Source organism: Flavobacterium sp. UBA6195 (assembly GCF_002422095.1).
In the GTDB taxonomy this organism is placed as follows: Bacteria; Bacteroidota; Bacteroidia; order Flavobacteriales; family Flavobacteriaceae; genus Flavobacterium.
Genome location: NZ_DITB01000060.1, coordinates 14,939 through 38,792, shown reverse-complemented (window position 1 = coordinate 38,792; position 23,854 = coordinate 14,939). Strand labels below are relative to the sequence as shown.

Sequence of the window (23,854 nt, the reverse complement as noted above, 5' to 3'; positions counted from 1 at the left end):
TAAAATTTTTAACAACTCATATCTTCAAAAATATGTCAAAAGACATTCGAATTAAAAAAGGTTTAGACCTTAAGTTGAAGGGTGAAGCGGCTCACAAAGTGGCTGAAGTAACTCGCTCGAAAGTCTATGCTGTTAAGCCTTCTGACTTTCACGGAGTAACTCCGAAGATGGTCGTAAAAGAGGGAGATAACGTTAAAGCAGGAGAAGTGATTTTCTATTCTAAAGCAGATGAGAAAGTTAAATTCGTTGCCCCTGTAAGCGGAAAAATTCAAGAAATCAAACGTGGTGAAAAAAGAGTCATTTTAGAGATTCTTATTGCTGCTGATTCACAAGATGTTTTCGTTGAGCATAGCAAGAAAAATCCTAATGATCTATCAACAGAAGAAGTAAAAGCGCATTTGTTAGCTTCTGGATGTTGGCCATTTATCAATCAACGTCCGTATGATGTGATTGCTAATTCAGCTGATACTCCAAAAGCTATTTTTATTTCAGCTTATGCAACAGCTCCTTTGGCAGCTGATGTTGAGTTTGTTTTAGAAAACAAAATGGAGGCTTTCAAAGTTGGTATTGATGCTTTAACCAAATTAACATCTGGTAAAGTTCATTTGTCTTACAAAGGTAAAGGGAAATCAATTTTTAGTGATGTTAAAGGTGTTGAGTTGCACAAAGTTTACGGACCGCATCCTGCTGGAAATGTTGGTGTTCAAATTGAAAAAATTGACCCAATTAGCGCAGGTGAAAGAGTTTGGACTGTTGCTCCGCAAGATGTAGCCATCATTGGAGAATTATTCTTAACAGGTAAATTGAATTTAACTAGAACTGTTGCTTTAGCGGGTTCAGAAGTTAAAGAGGCTCAATATTACAATGTTATTGCAGGTGCTTCAATTGCTGATGTAGTAGCGAATAACATTACAGGAGATAACGTGAGAATTATTTCAGGTGATGTGTTAACAGGTAAAAAAGTTACTTCTAACGGATTCTTAGGTTTCTACAGTAATGTAGTAACTGTTATTCCAGAAGGAAATATATACAGAATGTTTGGTTGGATGCCATTCGCATCACCAAGTATTCACAGTGCATCAAGAACTGGATTGTCTTGGTTAATGCCTGGAAAAAAATATGCGCCAAACACCAATTTAAATGGTGAAGAAAGAGCTTTGGTTGTAACTGGAGAAATGGAAGCGGTTATGCCGATGGATATTTATCCAATGCAGTTGTTAAAAGCTTGTTTGGCTAGCGATATCGATAAAATGGAAAGCTTAGGAATTTACGAAGTAGCTCCAGAAGATTTTGCTTTAATTGATTATACTAACACATCTAAATTAGAAGCACAGGAAATAATTCGTGGAGCTCTTGATTTAATGATTAAAGAAGTAGGATAATAGCTATGAAGTTTTTAAGAGATAAAATAGACCAAATGAAAAAGCCTTTTGAGAAAGGGCAAAAATTTGAAAAATTCGCACCTGCTATTAATGCATTAGATACGTTTTTGTATGTGCCTAATCATACCACAAAGCACGGAGCGCACATTAGAGATGCTGTTGATTTAAAGCGTACCATGATTACTGTAATTATTGCTTTAATCCCAGCTTTGTTATTCGGAATTTATAATGCAGGTTACCAACATTTTATTCAATTAAATGAAGGTGTTTTACCTCCATTTATGGATATCTTTTTACACGGATTGTGGAAAGTGTTACCAATGATTATTGTATCGTATGCAGTAGGATTAGGTATAGAATTTGCTTTTGCAATTTGGAAAGGTCACGAAGTTAACGAAGGATATTTAGTATCTGGTTTATTAATTCCAATGGTTATGCCAGTTGATTTACCTTTATGGATGTTAGCTATTTCAGTTGCTTTTGCAGTACTTATAGGTAAAGAAGCTTTTGGAGGTACAGGTATGAATATTTTCAATCCGGCTTTATTAGCACGTGCTTTTGCTTTCTTTGCTTATCCTACTTACATGTCGGGAGATAAAATTTGGGTTAGCGATGCTACTACAATCGATGGAGTTTCAGGTGAAACAATTTTAGGAGCTTTAGCAAATGGAAAAGAACTTCCAGCTCAGTGGGATTTTTGGAATTCATTCATTGGATTAATTCCTGGTTCTGTAGGTGAAACTTCAGTTTTAGCTATTTTAATTGGTGCATTTGTATTAATTGCAACAGGTGTTGGTAGTTGGAAAATTATGGTTTCAGGAGTAGTTGGAGCAGCTTTAACAGCAATGATGTTTAATGCTGTTGGATTAACAGCTTTAATGAATTTTGATTGGACAAATCATTTAGTAGTTGGAGGGTTTGCTTTTGGTATTGTATTCATGGCAACGGATCCAGTTTCTGCCGCTCAAACAGATAAAGGTAAGATTATCTATGGTTTGTTAATCGGATTCTTTAGTATCATGATTAGAGTATTCAATCCTGCTTATCCAGAAGGAGTTATGTTAGCTATTTTATTGATGAATACTTTAGCACCAACAATTGATTACTTCGTGGTTAATGGAAACATTGCTAAGAGAAAAAGAAGATTAGCACAGTCTAAACAATTAAAATCTGCATAGTCATGAATAGAGAAAGTAACGGATATACGTTTTTGTTTGCGACTGTAATGGTGGTTTTAGTAGCTTCTGCATTAGCATTTGCTGCAACAGCACTTAAGCCTAACCAAGAAGCAAATGTTAAAAAAGAGAAAATGCAGTACATTCTAAAATCATTTGGAGTTACTGTTGAGAGAGATGCATCAGAAGAAGCATATAAAAAACACATTGTTAGCGAAATAGTTTTTGATGAAAACGGGAACGAAATTAGCAAAGAGGCATTTACAGTTGATATCGCTAAGGAAAAAGGGAAATTTCCAATTTTCAATGCTGAGAAAGATGGTAAAAAATTCTATGTTATTCCTGTAAGAGGAATGGGATTATGGGATGCAATCTGGGGTTATGTTTCAGTTGATGAAAACTTAAAAGTTGACGGTATTGTATTTGACCATAAAGCAGAAACTCCTGGTTTAGGAGGTGAAATTACTCAAGATTACTTCCAAAATAGTTTTAAAGGAGAAAGTGTTTTTGATGCTAACGGAAACTTACAAGGTTTAAAAGTAGTTAAAGGTTATACTGGTAAAGATGATAAAGCTGATGGAGAAGTTGATGCAATTTCTGGTGCTACTTTAACTGGTAATGGTGTGACTGAAATGTTAGTTAGAGGTCTAAAACCATATGAAAAATATTTAAAATCTAATAAAAAATAATCGTCATGGCAGATAACAATAAAGAAGGATTATTTTCAAAAAGTAATATTAAGTTAATTACGAATCCATTTAATGACGATAACCCAGTAACAGTTCAAGTATTAGGTATTTGTTCGGCTTTAGCGGTAACAGTTCAAATGAAAAATGCCTTTGTAATGGCGCTTTCAGTAACGGCGGTTGTAGCTTTAAGTAATGTTATTGTATCATTAATTAGAAATTTAATTCCAAATCGTATTCGTATCATTGTTCAATTAGTGATTGTTGCGTTATTGGTAATCTTAGTAGACCAAGTTTTGAAAGCTTATGCATATGATGTAAGTAAACAATTATCGGTTTTCGTTGGATTGATTATTACGAACTGTATTGTAATGGGACGTTTAGAAGCGTTTGCATTAGGTAACGGACCATGGAAATCTTTCCTTGACGGAATTGGAAATGGTTTAGGTTATGGAATTATCTTAATGATTGTAGCATTTTTCAGAGAATTATTAGGTTCTGGAAAAATTTTCGGAATTGAAATCTTAGGAAATGCAGTAGATAAAACAGGAGCTTATGCTCATGGATATGTAAACAATGGTTTTATGTTATTAGCTCCAATGGCGCTTGTTACAGTTGGTATTATCATTTGGGTACAAAGAGGTATTAATAAAAAATTAATTGAGAAAAAATAATAGCTATGTTTGAATATATCAATATATTTTTAAAATCCATGTTCATTGATAACATGGTGTTTGCATACTTCTTAGGAATGTGTTCTTACCTTGCTGTATCTAAAAAGGTATCAACGGCTATTGGATTAGGTATTGCAGTAACATTTGTACAAGTAATCACGGTGCCATTAAACTTTTTAATCTATAAATATGTTTTAGAAGCAGGTGCTTTATCTTGGTTAGACCCATCATTAAAAACTATGGATTTAAGTTTCTTAAACTTAATCATCTTTATTGCAGTTGTAGCAACTTTGGTACAATTAGTAGAAATGATTGTTGAGAAGTTTTCTCCATCGTTATATAACTCGTTAGGTATTTTCTTACCACTTATTGCTGTTAACTGTGCTATCTTAGGAGGTTCGTTATTTATGCAATTACGTGTTGATACAGGTGCTTACCAAAATATTGGTCATGTTGTCACATTTGGTTTTTCTTCAGGAATTGGTTGGTTAATTGCAATTGTTGCATTAGCTGCTATTCGTGAAAAAATGGAATATTCTAACGTGCTAGCTCCGTTGAGAGGTTTAGGAATTACTTTTATTTTAACAGGTTTAATGGCTATCGGTTTCATGAGTTTTGGTGGAATTGACATTAACTTATTAAATAAAAAACCTGAGGCAAAATTAGAAACTCCAGCTCCAGCTGTTGTAGAAACTCCTGTAGTTGATTCAGTTCAAGTAGCTGTAGATTCAGTAAAAGTAGATTCAACTCAAGTAGTTAAATAATAGTATAACATTAAAAATTGAAATTATGTTTGAATTAATTACATATTCGATTTTAGCTTTCTTAGCGCTTATTTTACTAATGGTGTTTATGCTATTATATGCAAAATCTAAATTAGTAAACTCAGGTGCTGTAAAGATTAAAATTAACGGCGAAAACGAAATTGAAGTAGGTGGAGGTAGTACACTTTTAACTACTTTAGGTAATAATAAAATCTTTTTACCATCAGCTTGTGGTGGTGGAGGTTCTTGTTTACAGTGTAAATGTAAAGTATTAGACGGTGGTGGAGAACCTCTACCAACAGAAATACCTAACTTTACGCGTAAAGAGTTAGCAGAAGGATGGAGATTAGGATGTCAAGTTAAAGTTAAACAAGACATGGTAATCGAAGTTCCAGAAGAAATTTTTGGTATCAAAAAATTCGAGGCAAAAGTATATTCTAACTATAACGTAGCTTCTTTCATTAAAGAATTTATCGTTGAGTTACCAGAAGATATGCACTACGAAGCTGGAGGTTATATCCAAATTGAAATTCCTGCTTGTGAGGTAAAATATACAGATATTGATATTACTGCTCACCCAATAGAACATCCGGGGGAACCAGAGAAATTCAAATTAGAGTGGGATAAATTCAAATTGTGGCCATTAGTTATGAAAAATAACGAATTGGTTGAAAGAGCTTACTCTATGGCTTCTTACCCAGCAGAAGGTAGAAAAATCATGTTGAACGTTCGTATTGCAACGCCTCCATTTGATAGAGCTACAAACGATTGGATGAAAGTAAACCCAGGGATTGCTTCTTCATACGTTTTCTCAAGAAAAGCGGGTGATACAGTAACTGTTTCAGGACCTTATGGAGAGTTCTTCATTAATGAGTCTAATGCAGAAATGTTGTACATCGGTGGAGGAGCTGGTATGGCGCCAATGCGTTCGCACTTGTACCACTTATTCCGTACAGTTAAAACGGGAAGAAAAGTTACGTATTGGTACGGAGGACGTTCTAAACGTGAATTGTTCTATGTTGACCACTTTAGAGCTTTGGAGAAAGATTTCCCTAACTTCAAATTCCATATCGCGTTATCGGAACCTTTACCTGAAGATAACTGGAAAGTAAAAGATGGACCAAATGGAGAAGGTGATGGTTTCGTAGGATTTATTCATAACGTAGTTATCGATAACCACTTGAAATTACACGATGCACCAGAAGATATCGAATTCTATTTCTGTGGACCACCAATGATGAATAACGCAGTTGTAAAAATGTGTGACGATTGGGGTGTGCCAAAAGAAAATGTTCGTTTCGACGACTTCGGAGGTTAATCCAAATTTTATATATCAAAACCGATTCAGAAATGAGTCGGTTTTTTTAATTTTGCTACATGTATACATTTATATTCAGAAAAATATATAGTTTCTTTCTTTCTAAAAAAAATCATGACCCTGTTTTTAATGCATCAGGCTTGGTTTTTATTATGCAATTAATTCATTTTTTTCTTTTAGTTAAATTTTTTGGATTTAAAGCCTATGCTTTTTCTTCAGATTCTACAATAAATAAATTATGGTTTTATCCAATTGGATTTGTTTGGTTATTCTTAGTGTTTAAGTTTTTCAATTCTAAAAAAGATAAATTAAAAGTTGAAATTGTATCAGTAAAGGATTTTGTTTTAAATTTAGTTTTGTGGTTATTAATACCATTAATTATTTTAATACAGTTGTCAAAATAAGTAATTAATGTAATTATTTATTTCTATTTAATCATTTACTACCTTTGTATCATGGAATCATTATCACTACAAGACTTACATCATTTGGCCATGAATCACGTGGGAAAAGAACTCGAAAAACAAGGATTTGAGTTCATCGCCATTAACAGCCAGTTGAAAAAACATCCACAATTTGTTTGTGTTGATAAACCTACGAATACGTTGCATTTTGTAATGGTACAAGCGGTAACTTATCCAGATAATCCTGCGGAATACGATGTGGTTTTCATGGAAACCTTCATCAGTCATGCCAAAGAGAAAAAAGCTAAAGTGTTGTATGCAGGAGTTGGTTTTGCCAACGCAGAAGATTTCGAAAAACCGATTTTAAAAAATCAAGATTATATTTTACATTATGAAGGAATTAAAGAGATTTTGTAGTTTTCTAATTGTAGCAATTTTATTTACTTCATGTACTAAAACTATAGATTTTTACACCATTCAAGGCGATGCACAAGGGAGTACGTATTCTATAAAATACATTTCAACTGAAGAAAAAGTAACTAAAAATCAAATAGATTCGTTGTTAACAGCTTTTGATTTATCGCTTTCCACGTATCGACCAGACTCTAAAATTTCTAAAATAAATGCTGGAGATTCAACAGTTGTTGTAGATGATTTTTTTATAGAAACATTCCAGCTTTCAAATCAGATTTATAAAGAAACGAATGGTTTGTTCGACCCAACAATTGGTGTTTTAGTAAACGCTTATGGTTTTGGTCCCAATAAAAAGCATCAAGATTTAGCTCCAAAACAAATCGATAGTTTGTTGCAATTTGTAGGTTTTGATAAGATTGCTTTAAATGCAAATAAGACCATATCAAAAAAGTATAAAGAAACTTTCATCGATTTTAATGCAATCGCTCAAGGATATTCGGTAGATGTGGTTGTGAATTATTTAAAAGCGAAAGGAATTGAAAATGCGATTGTAGAAATAGGAGGAGAATTATTTGCTTTAGGTAAAAACACAATCGACAACAAGAACTGGGTAGTAGGAATCGACGATCCCTTACAAAAACCAGAAGAACGCACGTTAATTTCCAAAGTGAATTTAGATAACTTAGGAATGGCAACTTCAGGGAATTATAGAAAAGTAATGATTGATGAAAAAACCGGTAAGAAGTTTGTTCACATCATCAATCCAAAAACAGGATTGGCTCAAAAAAACAATGTGTTAAGTGCAACCGTTTTATCAAAATCATCTGGTTTGTCTGATGGTTATGCTACAGCTTTTATGTTAATGAGTTTAGAAGAAAGTAAGGTGTTTTTACAAAAACATCCAGAATTGCATGTAATGCTTTTATATTCAGATTCAGATAATAAAATGCAACGATTCGTAACAGAAAATTTCAAATCTATAATTAAAGAGTAATAAAGAAAAAGGCTTTCAATGTGAAAGCCTTTTTCTTTATTTATAACAAATCGGAATAATTTCTCCTTTTGATAAACAATATTTTTCTACTAATTCGGGAGCAATTGTTTTGGTGTAGTCTACTTCATTTACTTTAAAACCAATACTTCTTAGTTTATCAAAGTAATCTCTTCCATAAACCCTTACGTGATCGTATTGACCGAAGATTTTTGCTCTTTCTTTTGGGTCGGTAATCGAATCATCTGCAAAAGTAGTCGCCCTTGATAAGTCTTGTGGGATTTGAAAGATGCCCATTCCCCCGGATTTTAAAACGCGATATAATTCTTGCATCGCTTTTGTGTCATCCGGAATGTGTTCCAAAACGTGATTACACAAAATCATATCATAAGAATTATCTTCAAAAGGTAAATTACAAATATCAGCTTTTACATCGGCTAATGGTGAAAACAAATCGGTAGTAGTGTAATCTAAATTCGATTGTTTTTTAAAACGTTTGTAAAATTCTTGTTCCGGTGCAAAGTGTAATACTTTTTTTGGAGCAGTGAAAAAATCGGTTTCATTTTGTAAATATAGCCACAACAAACGATGTCTTTCTAAAGAAAGCGTACTTGGCGATAAAACGTTGTTTCGCTGTGTTCCATATCCGTAAGGTAAAAACATACGAAAGCTTTTTCCATCAATTGGATCTGTAAAACGATTTCCTTTTAATAAAAAAGCTAAAATCGGACGCACCACAATGCTCAAACGAATTAATATCGGGCGAGGAATGGTGTTTAATATAAGCTTGAATAATTTTTTCATTACAGCACTAAAGGTTTTTGTCTCAATCCATCTTCTTCATTACTTACAATTCCTAAAGCTTCATAGATGTAAGCAAAAGTGGATAATAATTCAGGTTTTCCGTCAACGATTGCTACATCATGTTCGAAGTGTGCACTTGGTTTTCCATCAGCTGTGGTAATGGTCCAACCGTCTTTATGTTGTTTGATGTTTTTGGTTCCCATATTAATCATCGGTTCAATTGCGATAACCATTCCGTTGACTAATTTTTTTCCGCGACCGCGTTTTCCGTAATTAGGAACTTCTGGATCTTCGTGCATTTTTCTACCTAAACCGTGTCCGCATAATTCACGAACCACACCATAACCATGACTTTCACAGTATTGTTGAATTGCATGTCCGATATCTTCTACACGATTACCCACTTTAGTTTCACGAATTCCAACGTAAAGCGATTCTTTAGTAACTTGAAGTAGTTTTTTAGTTTCTGGAGCTACTTCACCTACTTCAAAAGTGTACGCATGATCGCCATAAAAACCATTTTTAAAAGCACCACAATCTACCGAAATAATATCGCCATCTTGTAACGGAATATTATTAGGAATGCCGTGAACTACTTGTGTGTTTGGACTCATACAAAGCGAATTCGGAAACCCATACATGCCTAAAAATGCAGGTTCTGCTCCGTGCGAACGAAGAAAATCTTCTGCTAATTTGTCTAAATATAAAGTAGTTACGCCAGGTTTAATTTCCTTAGCAATCATTCCTAACGTTTTTGAAACAATTAAAGCACTTTCGCGCATCAATTCGATTTCTTCAAGAGTTTTAATTACAATCATAATGCAAAATTTCGAAGCAAAAGTACGAATTCAAGTTCAATTATAAGTACAAATTCATAATTCAATTTTAAATTGGAATAGCTTATTGCCATTAACCCAAAACCTGTAACTAAATATGAGAATTGTCATATTTTATCCCTAAATTAGAGCATAATTTTGCAGTATAAATTTCATTAGGTATGGGAAAATATGTAACCGCAGCGGAAGCTGTACAAGTAGTAAAAAGTGGCGATAGGGTCTACGTTCAGGCAGCAGCTGCTACGCCAACAATTTTAACAAAAGCGTTAACAGATAGAGCATCTGAGCTTAGAAATGTAGAACTATGTCATCTACACACAGAAGGTGATGCGCCTTATGCTAATCCTGAATTAGCAGAAAGTTTTCACGTAAATTCCTTTTTTATTGGTGCTAATGTTCGTCATACTTTAAAAGCAGGAAACGGTTCTTACACTCCGGTTTTTTTAAGTGAATTGCCTTTATTGTTTAGAAAAAATGTAGTGAAATTAGATGTAGCATTTATACACGTTTCACCACCTGATAGTCATGGATATTGTTCTTTAGGGGTTTCGGTTGAAGCTTCGGTAGCGGCAATTGAAAATGCAAAAATAGTTGTAGCTCAAGTAAATCCGCAAATGCCAAGAACTTTTGGTGATGGGATTTTACACGTTTCTGAAATTGATTATTTAGTAGATGTAAATTTACCTATTTATGCACACGATGTGGCTCCATTTACTGCTGAGGAAGAAAAAATAGGTGCTTATGTAGCCTCTTTAATTGAAGATAAAAGTACTCTTCAAATGGGAATTGGTTCGATACCAAATGCGGCATTGAGTAAATTAACGAATCACAAAGATTTAGGATTGCACACCGAAATGTTTTCCGATGGTGTTATCGATTTGATAGAAAACGATGTCATAAACTGTAATTATAAAGGAACATTAAGAGGTAGAGCTTTAGCAACTTTCTTAATGGGATCAAAACGATTGTATGATTTTGTGGATGATAATCCGTTTATCGAAATGAAGGAATCTTCAATGGTAAATGATACGGCTCGAATTCGTAGAAATCCAAGAATGGTGGCTATTAATTCTGCTATAGAAGTAGATTTAACTGGTCAAGTTTGTGCGGATTCTATCGGAAGCACTATGTATTCTGGAGTTGGTGGTCAAATGGATTTTATTCGAGGAGCATCATTAAGTGAAGGTGGAAAAGCTATTATCGCCTTACCTTCGATTACGAAAAGAGGTGAGAGTAGAATTGTGCCTTATTTAAAACAAGGAGCAGGAGTGGTAACAACTCGAGCACATGCTCATTACATCATTACCGAAAACGGTATTGCTGATTTATATGGAAAAACACTAAAACAAAGAGTTGCAGAGTTAGTCAAAATTGCACACCCTAACCATCAAGAAACCATTGAGCGTTCTTATTATGAAATGATTGGTTTGCATAAGTAGAATAATTTAGAGTTAGTAAAAGAAAGACAATCGAAAGGTTGTCTTTCTTTTTATAAAAAATTTTTAAATATAAACGGTCTGAAATTGAAAATATTTTAAAAAACTAACTTTTTGATTTTGAAATTTTTAGCGAAAATGGGTTGTTTTTGAAAATAAACCAAACTTTAACCTTTTAACAACATTAAATAGCCTACCTTTGTAAGGAATTAAATTTTTCATAGATGAACATTTTTGTAGGAAGTCTTCCATTCAGTGTAGAGGAAGCAGATTTAAGAGGTTATTTTGAAGAGTATGGAGCTGTAGAATCAGTTAAAATTATCTCAGATAAATTTACCGGAAGAAGTAAAGGATTTGGGTTTGTTGAAATGGCTAATGATGCTGAGGCTCAAAAAGCAATCGACGAATTAAACGGTGGAACTATCGAAGGTAGAAAAATCGTAGTTAACAAATCTGAACCAAAACCAGAAGGCGAAAGAAGAAGCTTCGATCGTAATTCAGGTGGTAGAGGTGGTTATTCGAACAATAGAGATAACAACAGAGGTCGTTACTAATATTTTTTTGGATATAAAATTAAAAACCTTCGCATTGCGAAGGTTTTTTTATTTATTGTGGATTTGCCAATGTTTTATATAATCCGATTACAGCATTCAAATAGCGATTTTCAAGAGCAATTTCATTAATTTGTGAACTCACCAATGAATTCTCTCTAGAATTAATAATAAATAAAGAACTTTCTCCCATTTCAAATAAACGGTCTTCTGCGTTTAGCAATGTGGTAAAATCTTTTACTAATTTATCATTGTAATCTTGCTGTTTTTGAAGCGAAACAATTTCTTGCTGTTGTGCTTTGATTTTGTTTTCCAAATTTTTTCGTTCAAATTGTAGCCCAAATTCTGAATCCTGAATTTTTAAATCGGATAATTTTAAACTTCCGCGTTCTTTTCGTAAAAATATTGGAAACGAAAAATTTACACCAATTTTATAATCTTCAAAACGATAATTGTCAATATAACTGGGTTCTGATAAATAATTGTAACTCAAATCTAACTTGGGTAAAAGCGCATTTGCTTTTAATTTTCGATCCACTTTTAGCATTGCAATTTTAGCATCTAAAGCTTGAATTTTTGGATGATTGTCTAAATCAATTGTTCTTAATTCATTTATCTGTAAAACTTCTTTTATCGTTTTTGATAATGTAATTTCGGGTATTAAATCATCCTTTAATTCTAAAGGGACATTATTTTCTAACCATAAATAGTTTGATAATTCTAACTTCGCCTTAATAAGTTTTAATTTAGCGTCTTCTAAATTTAACAATCTTGTTTTTACAACAATTCCTGCTTCAATGCTGTCAATTGCTGGTTTATCGCCTTCTGAGATTAATTTTTCAATTCCTTTATATCGATTTGACGCATTAACAAGGTAATTTTCATATAATTTTACTTCTTCAAAAGCTCTTTTCCAGTTTGCATAGCTTATAGAAGCTTCATACAAAACTTCAATTGCTTGTAAATTACGTTCGGCCGCATTTAAATTTTGTGCAATTTTCGCTTTTCTAATATCAGCCATTCGCTGATTAATGAATAATCCTTGTCCAACAGGAATTGAGATTCCAAACGAGGTTAATCCACTATTTGGTAATGTGTTTTCAGGATTAACATACATTCCTTCAGCATTATCAAATCCGGCTTTAAGCTCAATTCCGTACCAAGTAGGAATTTTAAAACTACTGTTTAAAATAGAGTAATATTCATTGTCTTTAAATTGTTTTTCATTAAAATCTACTTCAATTTTTGGATCAAAAGCACCTCGCGCTTGCATTAAATTAGCTTGGGCTTCGTTTAATTTTAAATCGGCTTGTTTTACTAATGGATGGTATTTTTTTACATAACCTAAAAATTCATTGTACGTGAATTCTGTTGGGTTATTTTGCCCAAATAAATTCATTGAACTACAAATGAAAATGAAGATATAAAATAGTCTCGATTTCATTATTTTTTAGTGTTTTCTGTTGCAGGTTGGTAAAAATTAGGAGGAAATCCATTTAGAGTTCGCCAAATTTCAAACCAAATTGGCACATCGTCTAGTAATGCTAAAGTTTGAGTTCCAGCTCCTATGCTTAGTTGCTTTGGCCATTTTTTATCTTTCGGGTCGGGAGCAATTAGCACTCGGTATTTTCCGTTTGGACTAATGAAATTTTCTTTGGCAACAATTATTCCTCCAAAAGTTCCGTAAGAAACATCAGGCCATCCGCTGAAAACAATTGTAGGCCAACCATCAAACCAAACTCTTACTTTTTCTCCTTTGTTAATTAATGGAAAATCCATCGGTTCAATGTAAGTTTCAACAGCTATATCATATTTTGCTGGCATAATACTTACAACAGCAGTCCCTTCCTTAATGGTTTCACCAATTCCAGATTGTAAAGCTCTGTTTACATAACCATCTTGTGGAGCAGTAATGTAATACAATCCATTTCTAATTTGATAGTTTTTATATTGGTTTTTAAGTTTATTTACCTGTGCTTCTGTATCAAATTGTGAACTTAAAGCAGTTTGTTTGTCGCTACTAGTTTTTGCAGTTTTTTCCGCATATTCAGCGCTAATTCTGTTGAGCTCCATTGTAGCATTTAAAACCTCGTTTTTACTAGCAATATATTTGTTTTCTTGCGTTATAATTTTTGCTTCGGTTTCTTGTAACTTCATACGTTTTTCTTCCACATCGGTCATTGGTTTTAAACCTTCTTTGTTTAAGTTTACAGAACGTGTATATTGGGTTTTAGCAATTTTAAGCTGTGTTTTTGTTGCTTCAAAATCAATACTGTCACTTTGTACTTTTAAATACGACTGTTTTAATTTGTTTTGCGCTTGTTTTAATTTCAGATTTTTTTCATTTTGAATTGCGCCCATTTGAGCTTCTAATGCTTTTACTTTATCAGCATAAGAAGTAACTGCATTTTCTTTAGCTTTTACTTGATTTCCTGTATTTTCAATCAAATTTGGATCTAAATAATCTTCTTTAATCTCGGAAATAAACAAAATAGTATCACCTTTTTTAACAAAATCACCTTCGTTTACGTACCATTTTTCGATTCGGCCACCAATAATAGTTTGAATGGTTTGTGGACGCTGATTTGGCTTTAAAGTGGTTACATTTCCTGTTCCTTGAATATTTTGTGTCCATGGAAGAAAAAGAAATAAAGCACAAATAATTACAAATGCCCAAATAATCTTTCGAATTACTTTGTAATGCTTTTGTTCTTTGAATATTTGTCCTGATTTGAATTGCTCTAACTTTACGAATTGATCAATTCTATTTTTTGTAATGTTTAGCATGGCTTAAATGGATTTAATTTCACCTTTTTCCAAAAGAATGGTTTGCTTACAAATTTGTTTCCAATAATTGTTTTTACTTGCAACAACGAGTGTCCATGGATGTTTTTCTTCACTCAAGAAATCAATGATTTCTTTACAAGTTTGTTCGTCAGATTTGTCTAAAGGGTTTTCTAAGAACAATAGTTTCGGTTCATTGATGATACATCGAGCTAATACAATTTTTTGTATTGTTGATGAATTGATTTGTTTTCCTTCAGATGAAATTGGGGTATCTAAACCTTTTGGTAGCGCTTTTATGGCTTCGGTAAGTTTTAATTTTTCTACTAATTCAAATACCATTTCCATTTTAATTTCAGGATTATTACATGTGATGTTTTCAAGAATGGTTCCTTCAAAAGGCATTTCCTGAGCTGTAATAATTCCTATTTTAGAGCGATATTCATCTGAAGAATATTTTTTATAATTGGTATTATTGATAAAAATACTTCCCGATGTTGGTTCAATTAATCGCGCTAACAAACGAATTAAAGTTGTTTTTCCAGAACCATTTTCACCTAAAATTAAGGTGTTTTGTTTTGGTTCAATCGATAAATTGATGTTTTTTAGTATTTCTTTATCGGATTTTGGATATGAAAAAGAAACGTTTTCTGTTTCAATCGTTATTTTGTTTTTATCGACTAAATAATTTGAGTTTTGAACATCTTCTTCTAACTCCATATCCACAACCGAACCTAATTTCTCTAAAGATGTTAATACGTCGTAAAACAATTCTAATCCAGAAAACAGTTTTTCAACCGCTGCAATAATACTCAAAATGATAATTTCAGCTGCAACAAATTGTCCGATGTTCATTTGTTGATTGATTACTAATAACCCTCCAATTATTAATAGACCAGCAGTGATTAAAATTTTAAAACCCGTTAGTTGAACAAATTGCTTCATTAAAACCTGAAAATGACTTTCTCTTTGTTTCAGATATTCATTAACCAGTTTATCGTTTTTGTGTAGCGAATAATTAAAAATAGAATTGCTTTTAAAACTTAAATGATTTCTAGCAATTTCTTGTAACCAATGTGCAATTTTGTATTTGTACTTCGATTCTTTTAAACTGGTTTCTAATCCTATATTGAAGTTGATTTTGAAAATCAAATACAATAATATCAAAAGTATAAGGCCAAAAAAGATAAAAAAGGAATGATATAAAGAAAGTAAAATAATACCGAAAAATATTTGCAAAGCAGCTCCAGAAATATCCAATAAAAGTTTAGTAAATCCTTTTTGAACCGTTAACGTATCAAAAAATCGATTCGCTAATTCTGGTGGATATTGATTGTGTAATTCATTGAATTTTATTTTTGGAAAACGATATGCAAATTCAAATGACGAGCGCACAAATATTTTTTGCTGTAAGTTCTCTGTGATTCGAAATTGCATTATTTTTAACAAACCTACAAAGGCTACACCAACAACTACAATAACAACTAAGATTATCCAAGAAGTGCTAACTTTTCCAGCCTGAATAAAGTTGATAATTGATTGAATTCCCAAAGGCAACGACAAACTGATTAATCCAGCGATAATAGAATACAAGAAGATTTGATAAATGTCTTGTTTGTCGATTAAGATGAGGTTTTTGAATCTTTTTAATGGTGTCATAGTAGTATTTTTTTAGCCATATCTGTGTAGAATTCGGTTGCGCATTCTTTCTCAGATAAGTTGGTAATAGTTTTTAAATGATTTTTTAAAAAATGTTGATGCAGCGCTCCTTCTACAATGTTTGAAGCTAAACTTTTTGCGTAAGGATATTCTGGATTCACTTCTTTTATAATATCAATTATCCGATTGATAACTCTTTTATATACTAAGAAAAAACCTTCTTTGTTTTCGTTGTCAACTTCTTTAGTCATTAAGGTTTTTGTAAATTCCTCAACGATAATTCGGCTTAAAATTTCTTCATTGATATAAGGAGTTGCATTATCGTCTGCTACATTTTCGGTAACTAGTTTAATTGCTTTTTCCAATTTTTCTATCGGATTTGAAACATTGGTTGTAGCAAACGCCATTCGATATTCTATCCAAGACCAATACCATGAAGTTAGATAAACCAATAGTTTATGCTTGTTTTCAAAATAACGATAAATTGAACTTTCATTAGACTGAATTTTCTCACCTAATTTTTTAAAAGTAAATGCTTCAAAGCCAATTTCATCAATTAGTATAATGCTATTTTTTAGGATATTAAGTCCTAATTCTGAAGTTTCAGGATCTTTAACATATAACTTTTCGTTAATGGTTATTTTTAAATTTGATAGTAAATTTTGCATAACATAATATTTATGAATGCAAATATAATAGTAATACTATTAATTTATAAAAGTTTAACTTTTAATTTACATTTGTTGAATAAAAAAAAGAGATTCAAGTTAATGAATCTCTTTTTTAAATTTATTTGAGTCGTTATTTATAATAATGATTTACAAGTCATTACTGCTGGTTTTTCAATTCCCATTAAATCTAAAATAGTAGGAGCGATGTCGCCCAAAACACCATTTTGAATATTTTTTAATTCTTTATCAACTAAAATAATTGGAACTGGATTTGTTGTGTGTGCTGTATTTGGCGAACCATCTGGATTAATCATCGTTTCGCAATTTCCATGGTCGGCGATGATTATTGTGGTGTAATTGTTTTCTAAAGCGGTTTCAACCACTTCTTTTACGCAAACATCAACGGCTTCGCAAGCTTTAATTGCGGCTTCCATGACACCTGTGTGACCCACCATATCGCCATTTGCAAAGTTTAAACAAACAAAATCAACTTCACCTTTTTTAAGTTCTTCAACTAAAGCATCTTTTAGTTCGTAGGCACTCATTTCGGGTTGTAAATCGTAAGTGGCTACTTTTGGAGAATTTTTCAAAATACGCGTTTCGCCTACAAAAGGTTCTTCTCTTCCGCCAGAAAAGAAAAAGGTTACGTGAGGATATTTCTCGGTTTCGGCAATACGAATTTGTTTTTTATTGGCTTTTTCTAACACTTCACCAAGTGTTTCTGTGATGTTGTCTTTGTCGTAAATTACGTGGACATTTTCATAGGTTTCATCGTAATTGGTCATCGTTACATAATACAAATTCAGTTTGTGCATGTTGAATTCGTGGAAGTCTTTTTGCGATAAAACTTCGGTTAATTCTCTTCCTCTATCGGTTCTGAAATTGAAGAAAATCACCACATCACCTTCTTGAATTTTCGCAACTGGATTGTTGTTTTCATCCACCATCACAATCGGTTGAATAAATTCGTCGGTTACATTATTTGCATAACTTTCGTTGATAGTCATAACCGCATTTTTTGAGTGATTTCCTTCTGCATTTACTACTAAATCGTAAGCTAATTTCACTCTTTCCCAACGTTTATCTCTGTCCATTGCGTAGTATCTTCCAATTACAGAAGCTAATTTGGCATTGGTATTTTGAAGATAATTTTCTAAATCAGAAATGTATTTCGCTCCCGATTTCGGATCCACATCACGACCATCAGTAAAGGCATGAACAAACATTTTTTGAACACCACTTTCTTGAGCAGCATCAATTAAACCTCTTAAATGTGATGTATGCGAATGCACACCTCCATCGGAAACCAATCCTAAGAAATGGATGGCTTTGTTGTTCTTTTTGGCATAATCAAAAGCATTTACAAGTGGTTTTTCTTGACTCATGGTTTTGTGTTCAACCGCTAAATTTAGTTTGGCTAAATCTTGGTAAACGATTCTTCCAGCGCCAAGGTTCATGTGGCCTACTTCAGAATTTCCCATTTGACCTTCGGGTAAACCTACGTTTAAACCATCAGTGCGAAGTTGGGCATTTGGGTATTTCGTATATAAACTATCAATAAAAGGCGTGTTGGCGTTGTCTATTGCAGAAACTTTAGGGTCGGGCGATTTTCCCCAACCGTCCAATATCATTAAAATTACTTTTTTGTTCATTTTTGTGTGTTTGTACAAAGATAAACAATTGGTAAATTTCTAATTGAAAAAGTAACTTAAAATTACGAAAACGATTAAGTGATTTATCCTTTTCTAATCCAGTTTTTAGCTTGATTGTAATCGATGAAATAACGAACGCTTATTGATAAAATATGATTCAAATTGTCCTGTAATAAACTAGAGAAATTCGAATTGAAATTTTTATTAATAGTTCTGTCAAAAGTTGCAGCATTATTTCGGTATAAAATCGACATTTGACTTCCTGTAGCAAACCACCATGAATAACTTAAATCTAAATTCCAAGTACTAAAGTTTGAGTTTTTATTGCCTGTATAAGTGGTGTTTAGCGCTAAACTTCCATCTTCATTTAAGTTGTTGATTTTATTATTTTCGGCCAAAGACCAATAATGTCTAACCGATAAATTAAAATTCATCACGCTGCTTACCGAAAATTTACTCGATATTGAATTGGTATAAGTATCTCTATTTCTTCTAGCAAAAATGATATTTGAATCTTCAAAATCAATAAAACCAATATCATTTTGTTGTCTGAAATAATCAAAACTGTATGATAAAGAAAATTTGTCGTTAAATCGATATCTTGGACTAATATTTATCCCTGCTTCATATCTGTTTTGCTTTATAACGTGGGTTATATAGGGATTGATGTCTAAAGCAAATTTATAATTGTAATTCGATGAAAAATATAAAAATCCACCAACATTTGTAGGATTTACGAAATACCTATCAGCAACACGCGGTTCGTAATAATCGTAATTTTTGAAAGGGTTAAAGTTAATTCCTGCACCAAAATAATGATTTTTCTTGTTTGTAGAATTTAAGTTAACATTGAAATTACTAGCTTGAATTTGGTTTGTAGGCGTATAGAATTCAAAGTAAGAATTTAGGTTAATTCTAAAGGTGTTGAAAGTTTTATTTGGGTTTAGGATACGAAAGTTGGTGTTTCCAGAAAACGAATAATAATTGGTTCTGAAATTAATTCCTAAATCGTTGATTTCAAAATCTTTTGACATGTATTCGCCTCCGAAACTATATCTGAATTTTCCGTTTGTTTCTGCAAAATATAACGATGCGTTATAACCGTTTTTATTTTCAACATCATTAATACTACTTGATTTTAATCCTCCAGAAAGATTGTATGTATTGGTTTTATTATTCAAATCAAATAATAATCCAGTTACGTTGGCATCTCTAAAACTTCCGTTTCGTGTAACATTTGTGTTGATGAAAGTTACCGATGAATTTTGATTAAATCGTTGATCAAAAACCATTACGTTGTAATTTGTCAAAGGCGAAACTTCAATTTGTCTTGTATTATCATTATCGTCATTTGAAACCGTAGCCATTGTTTTTTCAGTGATTGCATTAAGAAAACCAATTCCTAAACCATCTTTATCACGCCCCGAAATTTTCATTGCATTTAATAAATTTACAGCTCCGGGATACGCTACCGATTCATTTGCAGCTATGTTTAAATTCAAATCTGGGGTTTGTCCAATTCTTCTCGAGTACAATAAATTCCCTTTACTAAATAAGTCAGTTCCTTCTGTAAAGAAAGGTCGGTTTTCGTTAAATTGTTGTTCGAATGGTCCTAAATTCAAAACTACATTATCAAATTTAGTTTGACCAAAATCGGGAACTAAAATCGCATCTAATGTGAAAGCATCATTAATTCCATATTTAACATCTAATCCGCCTTTTAATTCGTCTTTGGTTTTTTGAGCATCACTTCCTGAAAGATAAAAGGAAGAATAAGGTATTAAGAACAATCGGGTAGGGGTTTTGATGTTTTCGATTCCAGTTAAAATTCCGGCTTGTTGCGAAATGGCTCCAATTTTATTATCAATAGGACTCCAAGTGTATTTTTGACGTTCTCTTCTAACTTCTCTAAAAAAGTTAAGTCCCCAAGTTTGTTTGTCTTTTTCAGGAAAACGTAATGCGGCGTATGGAATTTTCATTTCAACCACATAACCAAAATCGGTAATTTTTGCATTGCTTTCCCAAATGGCATTCCAAGAACCATCTTCACCTTCCGCAGAAGTAAAGTTGGTGTCGATTTGTCCGTTGGCAGCAGTAACGAAAAATCTAAATTCTTGCTGACCATCGTTGTAACCATTTATAAAAATCCCAAAAAAATCGGAGGTTCCTAGTTCGTCTCTCTCTACTAACTCTTTTAAAATTTTCTCTGGATTTGGATCGAATAATTTTGCTCCTACATATATTGCATTATCAGAATACAGTATTTTAACTTCGGTTTTAAATTCTTCGGGAATAGGTGTGCCGTTTTTAGGTTCTAAAGAAACAAAGTCTGTTGCAATTTCAGCATCTTTCCAAGAAGCCTCGTTTAATTCAGCATCAATTGAAATGTTTTCAGTTGTTTTCTTTGTAGATACACTTTTTTTTGTTTGTGAAAACGACAAAAGAAAGCTTGTTAAGGAAATGAATATAGTGATGCCGAATTTGTTTGTCATGTAATAAATTTTGATTGCAAAAATATTGTATTACCTTAATATGTCTATTTTTTTTATATAATGTTTAACTTTTGTGAGAATAATCGACTAAAGGTTAAAATTTTCGATAAAAAACACTTGATAGTTTGTAGGTTTAAAAATAATAAATATATTTGACCCATTACAATAATAATACAACTACAAGATTAACAATGATTTACAGATTTTTACCCCTAATTTTATTTTTTGTTTTTTCGTTTAAGCCTTTAAATACAGCAGAAAATACTAAGAATGAAGTTAAATCTACTGATCCAAAATTAATTGCCGCAAATGCGAAAGCAACTTTTGAAGCTAAAACAAAATCATTTTATTCAGTGATTGATGGAAATGGTTTTTCTTTACCTTCTTTTGAAAGTTTCATTGCTGCTTTTGAAGGATATGAGCAATTAAAGCAATTGGGAAAAATTCAAAATGAAATTTTAACTATAGTTGATTTTAGTTTGTCCTCATCTCAAGAAAGAATGTGGGTTGTTGATATGAAAACCCAAAAAGTAATTTTAAAATCGTTAGTTTCTCACGGTAGAAATTCGGGTTCTGAATATGCAACTGATTTTTCTAATGCAAGCGAATCTTTCAAAAGTAGTTTGGGGTTTTATGTAACAGGAGAAACTTACACTGGCAAACACGGTTTGTCTTTACGTTTAGACGGAATGGAATATGGAATTAACGACAACGCTAGAAATAGAGCAGTTGTAGTTCACGGAGCTGATTATGTAAGCAAATCGTTTATTAAAAATACGGGAAGATTAGGAAGAAGTCAAGGTTGTCCTGCTGTTCCTTACGAAATTCACAAAGAATTAATTCAAACAATCAAAGGTAAATCTTGTATTTTTATTTATCACCCATCAAGAAACTATATAGTGAAATCTAAGTTAGTTTCGTAGTTTTTGAAAAAGGACTTTATCGAGTTCATAAATGTCATCTCTAAATTGCAGTTTGTCATTTTCAATCCAACTCGTCCAATAAAACAAATATACATTCACAGTGTCTTTAATAGACACTGTTTTTGTTTTTTCTTGTTTCAGAATGGAATCAATTTCGCCTCCGCTCCATTTTTCTGGATTGATTTCAGTTAATATTTGTTTGGTTAAAACCAATGGATTTTCAACTCGTACACATCCAGAACTTAATGAACGATACGTTTTCACAAAATAATCGCGATGATTGGTATCGTGTAAATAAACAGAATGACGATTGGCAAAATTAAATTTAACCAAGCCTAGAGAATTATTATAACCTGGTTTTTGTACATATTTATAATTGTTGGCTCTAGCTGGATTCCATTCATACGGACTAACTTCTTTTCCTTGACTGTTGTATATGGTTAGTCTTCTTGATGGAAAATAATTTCGGTTTTTTGATGCTTCCGGAGTTAAATCTTCTTTAATAATAGTAGGCGGAATAGTCCAAGTTGGATTAAAAACAAAATTGGACAACTTGGAACTCAAAATTGGAGTTTTTCTTTTTGGAGTTCCCACCACAATTCGATGGGAAGCATTCGTATCATTATTCTTTACATAATGCAACATATAATCTGGAATATTGGCAATCAAATATTTCTCACCTAAATCAGATGGATACCAACGCCAACGCTCTAAATTCGCGAAAATTTGCTCTATTCGTTCACTTTTTGTAGTGTTTAAAGCTTTTAGTGTTCCAATTCCGATAACGCCATCAGGAGCTAATCCATGACGTGCTTGAAAACGTTTTACTGCTTTAAAAGTCAAAGTGTCGTAAGCCCAAGTAATGATGCTATCTTTGTTTTTGTAATCTTTCCAATAGGCTAAACGTTTTTTGATTTTTACCATTTCAGGTAAAGTGTCGTTTATAACAATTTTGTTTTTTGTGCTTATTCTTTCAAAAGTAACGTTTGGGAATTTATCAATTTCAACTAGACTTTTTTTAAGTAATTGGTAAACAATATGATTTGGTTTTAAATCCTTAAAAGTTGAAGCGATAATTTTCTCTTTAATCCCTTTTTCTAATAATGGAGAAAGAGCTATTTCTTTTGGTTTTAAATCCCAATCGGTATATAATTCTTTTGGATTTAATTTTCCTTTGTGAAGATGGTTGGCTAATTTTTCAAAGGTTTCGGTAAGTAGAATGTCATATTTTACAATCTCTTCATCGTTTAATTTCGCTCTTTTGCTTTCTAAATCTTCAATAATATTAATTTCATAATCTTCAGGATTCAAACCTTCTTGATAGCAAAACTTAATCTCTTTAATTAAATCCTTTCGGTTTTCATCTAAATACCAAATTTCGTGAAAGTTCATTTTTTGATAATACAATTTCAAACTATCTGATTTTTCCGAAAGTAAGTCAGGATGGACAGGTCTAATAATTACATTTAAAACGGTATCTTTAATAATGCTGTTGTCAAATGCAATAGGCAACGGTTCCTTTTTACAAGAAATGATAGAGAGAATAAGAAGTAGAAAAGTAATTTTTTTCATAGAGCGCAACAATTGTGATATAAATATAAGAAGAATTATTGAAAATCTTCTCAGTGTATTTTCTTGTACATCGCAAAATGAATGCCAACATCGGGAATAAGAAAAGAATCGCCAATAATTTCATAGTCTAATTTTTCGTAAAACGGAACTGCATTTTCTCTTGCGTTGAACCAAATTAAATCGGCATTCAAATTAACGCAATGATTTTCAGCTTCTTTTACTAATTCGGCTCCAAGTCCTTTACCTTGAAATTCTTCAACAACCGCCATTCCTCTAATTTGAAATTGATTTGTTTCTGAGAATAAATTATTTTTTTCTTTGAAAACAGAGATGATTCCCACGAGTTTATCTTCTAAATACAATCCAAAATGAACAGTATTTTCATCATCATCACCTTTAAACTGACAAGTTTCGATTGTTTTTCCTTTTCTTAAAACTTCATGTCGCACAGGATATGTTTCAACCGAACTGATTTTTTTTATTTTCATAATTATATAACTCATTAAAAGTTAATCTTTTAGAGAAAAGCGTTAATTCTAGGGTAAAGTTAGTGCAATAGCTTTGAAAAAAATATCAAAAAAAATTTGCAATTACCAAAACTTTTAAAGTATATTTGCACCCACAAAAGTTAACGCTTTTGTTATGCGGAAGTAGCTCAGTTGGTAG

At 32.3% G+C, this 23,854-nt stretch carries 21 protein-coding genes; 11 read left to right on the top strand and 10 right to left on the bottom strand.

The window, feature by feature from the left end; all coding sequences use genetic code 11:
• Positions 1-32: 32 nt before the first annotated feature.
• The 8 genes from B4I81_RS05215 to B4I81_RS05180 all read left to right on the top strand — a co-directional run bounded on the left by B4I81_RS05215 (position 33) and on the right by B4I81_RS05180 (position 7,811).
• Positions 33-1,382 carry a Na(+)-translocating NADH-quinone reductase subunit A gene (locus B4I81_RS05215; protein ID WP_291108436.1) on the top strand — a complete coding sequence of 450 codons (1,350 nt, stop codon included), beginning with the start codon at positions 33-35 and terminating at the stop codon, positions 1,380-1,382.
• Between the two features lie 5 nt (positions 1,383-1,387).
• Positions 1,388-2,560 carry an NADH:ubiquinone reductase (Na(+)-transporting) subunit B gene (locus tag B4I81_RS05210; RefSeq protein ID WP_291108434.1) on the top strand — a complete coding sequence of 391 codons (1,173 nt, stop codon included), beginning with the start codon at positions 1,388-1,390 and terminating at the stop codon, positions 2,558-2,560.
• A gap of 2 nt (positions 2,561-2,562) precedes the next feature.
• Positions 2,563-3,246, top strand: a complete 684-nt coding sequence (nqrC, locus tag B4I81_RS05205) for an NADH:ubiquinone reductase (Na(+)-transporting) subunit C (protein WP_291108432.1) — start codon at positions 2,563-2,565, stop codon at positions 3,244-3,246.
• Positions 3,247-3,251: 5 nt separating this feature from the next.
• Positions 3,252-3,917 (top strand): NADH:ubiquinone reductase (Na(+)-transporting) subunit D, encoded by a 666-nt coding sequence (locus B4I81_RS05200; RefSeq protein WP_291108431.1) that lies wholly within the window; start codon positions 3,252-3,254, stop codon positions 3,915-3,917.
• Between the two features lie 5 nt (positions 3,918-3,922).
• Positions 3,923-4,681: an NADH:ubiquinone reductase (Na(+)-transporting) subunit E gene (gene nqrE, locus B4I81_RS05195; RefSeq protein WP_291108429.1), complete on the top strand. Its 759-nt coding sequence runs from the start codon at positions 3,923-3,925 to the stop codon at positions 4,679-4,681.
• 25 nt (positions 4,682-4,706) lie between these two features.
• Entirely contained in the window at positions 4,707-5,999 is a 1,293-nt protein-coding gene (gene nqrF, locus B4I81_RS05190; RefSeq protein WP_291108427.1) for an NADH:ubiquinone reductase (Na(+)-transporting) subunit F, read from the top strand.
• A 455-nt stretch (positions 6,000-6,454) separates the two neighbouring features.
• Positions 6,455-6,820 (top strand): Na(+)-translocating NADH-quinone reductase subunit F, encoded by a 366-nt coding sequence (locus B4I81_RS05185; protein ID WP_297869795.1) that lies wholly within the window; start codon positions 6,455-6,457, stop codon positions 6,818-6,820.
• A complete protein-coding gene (locus tag B4I81_RS05180; RefSeq protein ID WP_291108425.1) occupies positions 6,795-7,811 on the top strand; it encodes an FAD:protein FMN transferase in 1,017 nt (338 codons plus the stop codon). Before B4I81_RS05185 ends, B4I81_RS05180 begins: the two co-directional genes overlap by 26 nt.
• 36 nt (positions 7,812-7,847) lie before the next feature.
• On the opposite strand, the gene B4I81_RS05175 is transcribed toward B4I81_RS05180, so the two are convergent.
• Both B4I81_RS05175 and map read right to left on the bottom strand, forming a co-directional pair.
• A complete protein-coding gene (locus tag B4I81_RS05175) occupies positions 7,848-8,612 on the bottom strand; it encodes a class I SAM-dependent methyltransferase (RefSeq protein WP_291108424.1) in 765 nt (254 codons plus the stop codon).
• On the bottom strand, positions 8,612-9,430 hold the full coding sequence (gene map, locus B4I81_RS05170; RefSeq protein WP_291108422.1) for a type I methionyl aminopeptidase: 819 nt from the start codon (positions 9,428-9,430) through the stop codon (positions 8,612-8,614). The genes B4I81_RS05175 and map overlap by 1 nt, the downstream gene beginning before the upstream one ends.
• Before the next feature lie 179 nt (positions 9,431-9,609).
• On the opposite strand from map, the gene B4I81_RS05165 reads away from it, so the two are divergent.
• Both B4I81_RS05165 and B4I81_RS05160 read left to right on the top strand, forming a co-directional pair.
• On the top strand, positions 9,610-10,887 hold the full coding sequence (locus B4I81_RS05165) for an acetyl-CoA hydrolase/transferase family protein (RefSeq protein ID WP_291108420.1): 1,278 nt from the start codon (positions 9,610-9,612) through the stop codon (positions 10,885-10,887).
• A gap of 221 nt (positions 10,888-11,108) precedes the next feature.
• On the top strand, positions 11,109-11,438 hold the full coding sequence (locus B4I81_RS05160; protein WP_291108418.1) for an RNA recognition motif domain-containing protein: 330 nt from the start codon (positions 11,109-11,111) through the stop codon (positions 11,436-11,438).
• Positions 11,439-11,490: 52 nt separating this feature from the next.
• Here the strand turns inward: B4I81_RS05160 and B4I81_RS05155 are convergent, their stop codons facing one another.
• From B4I81_RS05155 to B4I81_RS05130, 6 genes are all read right to left on the bottom strand, one after another.
• Positions 11,491-12,879, bottom strand: coding sequence for a TolC family protein (locus tag B4I81_RS05155; RefSeq protein WP_414655087.1), 1,389 nt, complete (start codon positions 12,877-12,879; stop codon positions 11,491-11,493).
• Positions 12,879-14,222, bottom strand: coding sequence for an HlyD family secretion protein (locus B4I81_RS05150; RefSeq protein ID WP_291108416.1), 1,344 nt, complete (start codon positions 14,220-14,222; stop codon positions 12,879-12,881). The genes B4I81_RS05155 and B4I81_RS05150 overlap by 1 nt, the downstream gene beginning before the upstream one ends.
• Positions 14,223-14,225: 3 nt before the next feature.
• Positions 14,226-15,878, bottom strand: a complete 1,653-nt coding sequence (locus B4I81_RS05145; protein WP_291108414.1) for a peptidase domain-containing ABC transporter — start codon at positions 15,876-15,878, stop codon at positions 14,226-14,228.
• A complete protein-coding gene (locus B4I81_RS05140; RefSeq protein WP_291108412.1) occupies positions 15,875-16,546 on the bottom strand; it encodes a TetR/AcrR family transcriptional regulator in 672 nt (223 codons plus the stop codon). Before B4I81_RS05140 ends, B4I81_RS05145 begins: the two co-directional genes overlap by 4 nt.
• 137 nt (positions 16,547-16,683) lie before the next feature.
• Complete coding sequence (gpmI, locus tag B4I81_RS05135; RefSeq protein WP_291108410.1) at positions 16,684-18,201, bottom strand: 2,3-bisphosphoglycerate-independent phosphoglycerate mutase; 1,518 nt, start codon at positions 18,199-18,201, stop codon at positions 16,684-16,686.
• 83 nt (positions 18,202-18,284) lie between these two features.
• Entirely contained in the window at positions 18,285-20,693 is a 2,409-nt protein-coding gene (locus B4I81_RS05130; protein ID WP_291108408.1) for a DUF5916 domain-containing protein, read from the bottom strand.
• Positions 20,694-20,884: 191 nt separating this feature from the next.
• Here B4I81_RS05130 and B4I81_RS05125 point away from each other — a divergent pair, with 191 nt between their 5' ends.
• Positions 20,885-21,616 carry a murein L,D-transpeptidase catalytic domain family protein gene (locus B4I81_RS05125; protein ID WP_291108406.1) on the top strand — a complete coding sequence of 244 codons (732 nt, stop codon included), beginning with the start codon at positions 20,885-20,887 and terminating at the stop codon, positions 21,614-21,616.
• On the opposite strand, the gene B4I81_RS05120 is transcribed toward B4I81_RS05125, so the two are convergent.
• Together B4I81_RS05120 and B4I81_RS05115 are read right to left on the bottom strand one after the other, a co-directional pair.
• Positions 21,605-23,188, bottom strand: a complete 1,584-nt coding sequence (locus B4I81_RS05120) for a L,D-transpeptidase family protein (RefSeq protein ID WP_291108404.1) — start codon at positions 23,186-23,188, stop codon at positions 21,605-21,607. The genes B4I81_RS05125 and B4I81_RS05120 overlap by 12 nt on opposite strands.
• 50 nt (positions 23,189-23,238) lie before the next feature.
• Positions 23,239-23,676 carry a GNAT family N-acetyltransferase gene (locus B4I81_RS05115; RefSeq protein WP_291108402.1) on the bottom strand — a complete coding sequence of 146 codons (438 nt, stop codon included), beginning with the start codon at positions 23,674-23,676 and terminating at the stop codon, positions 23,239-23,241.
• Between the last annotated feature and the right edge of the window lie 178 nt (positions 23,677-23,854).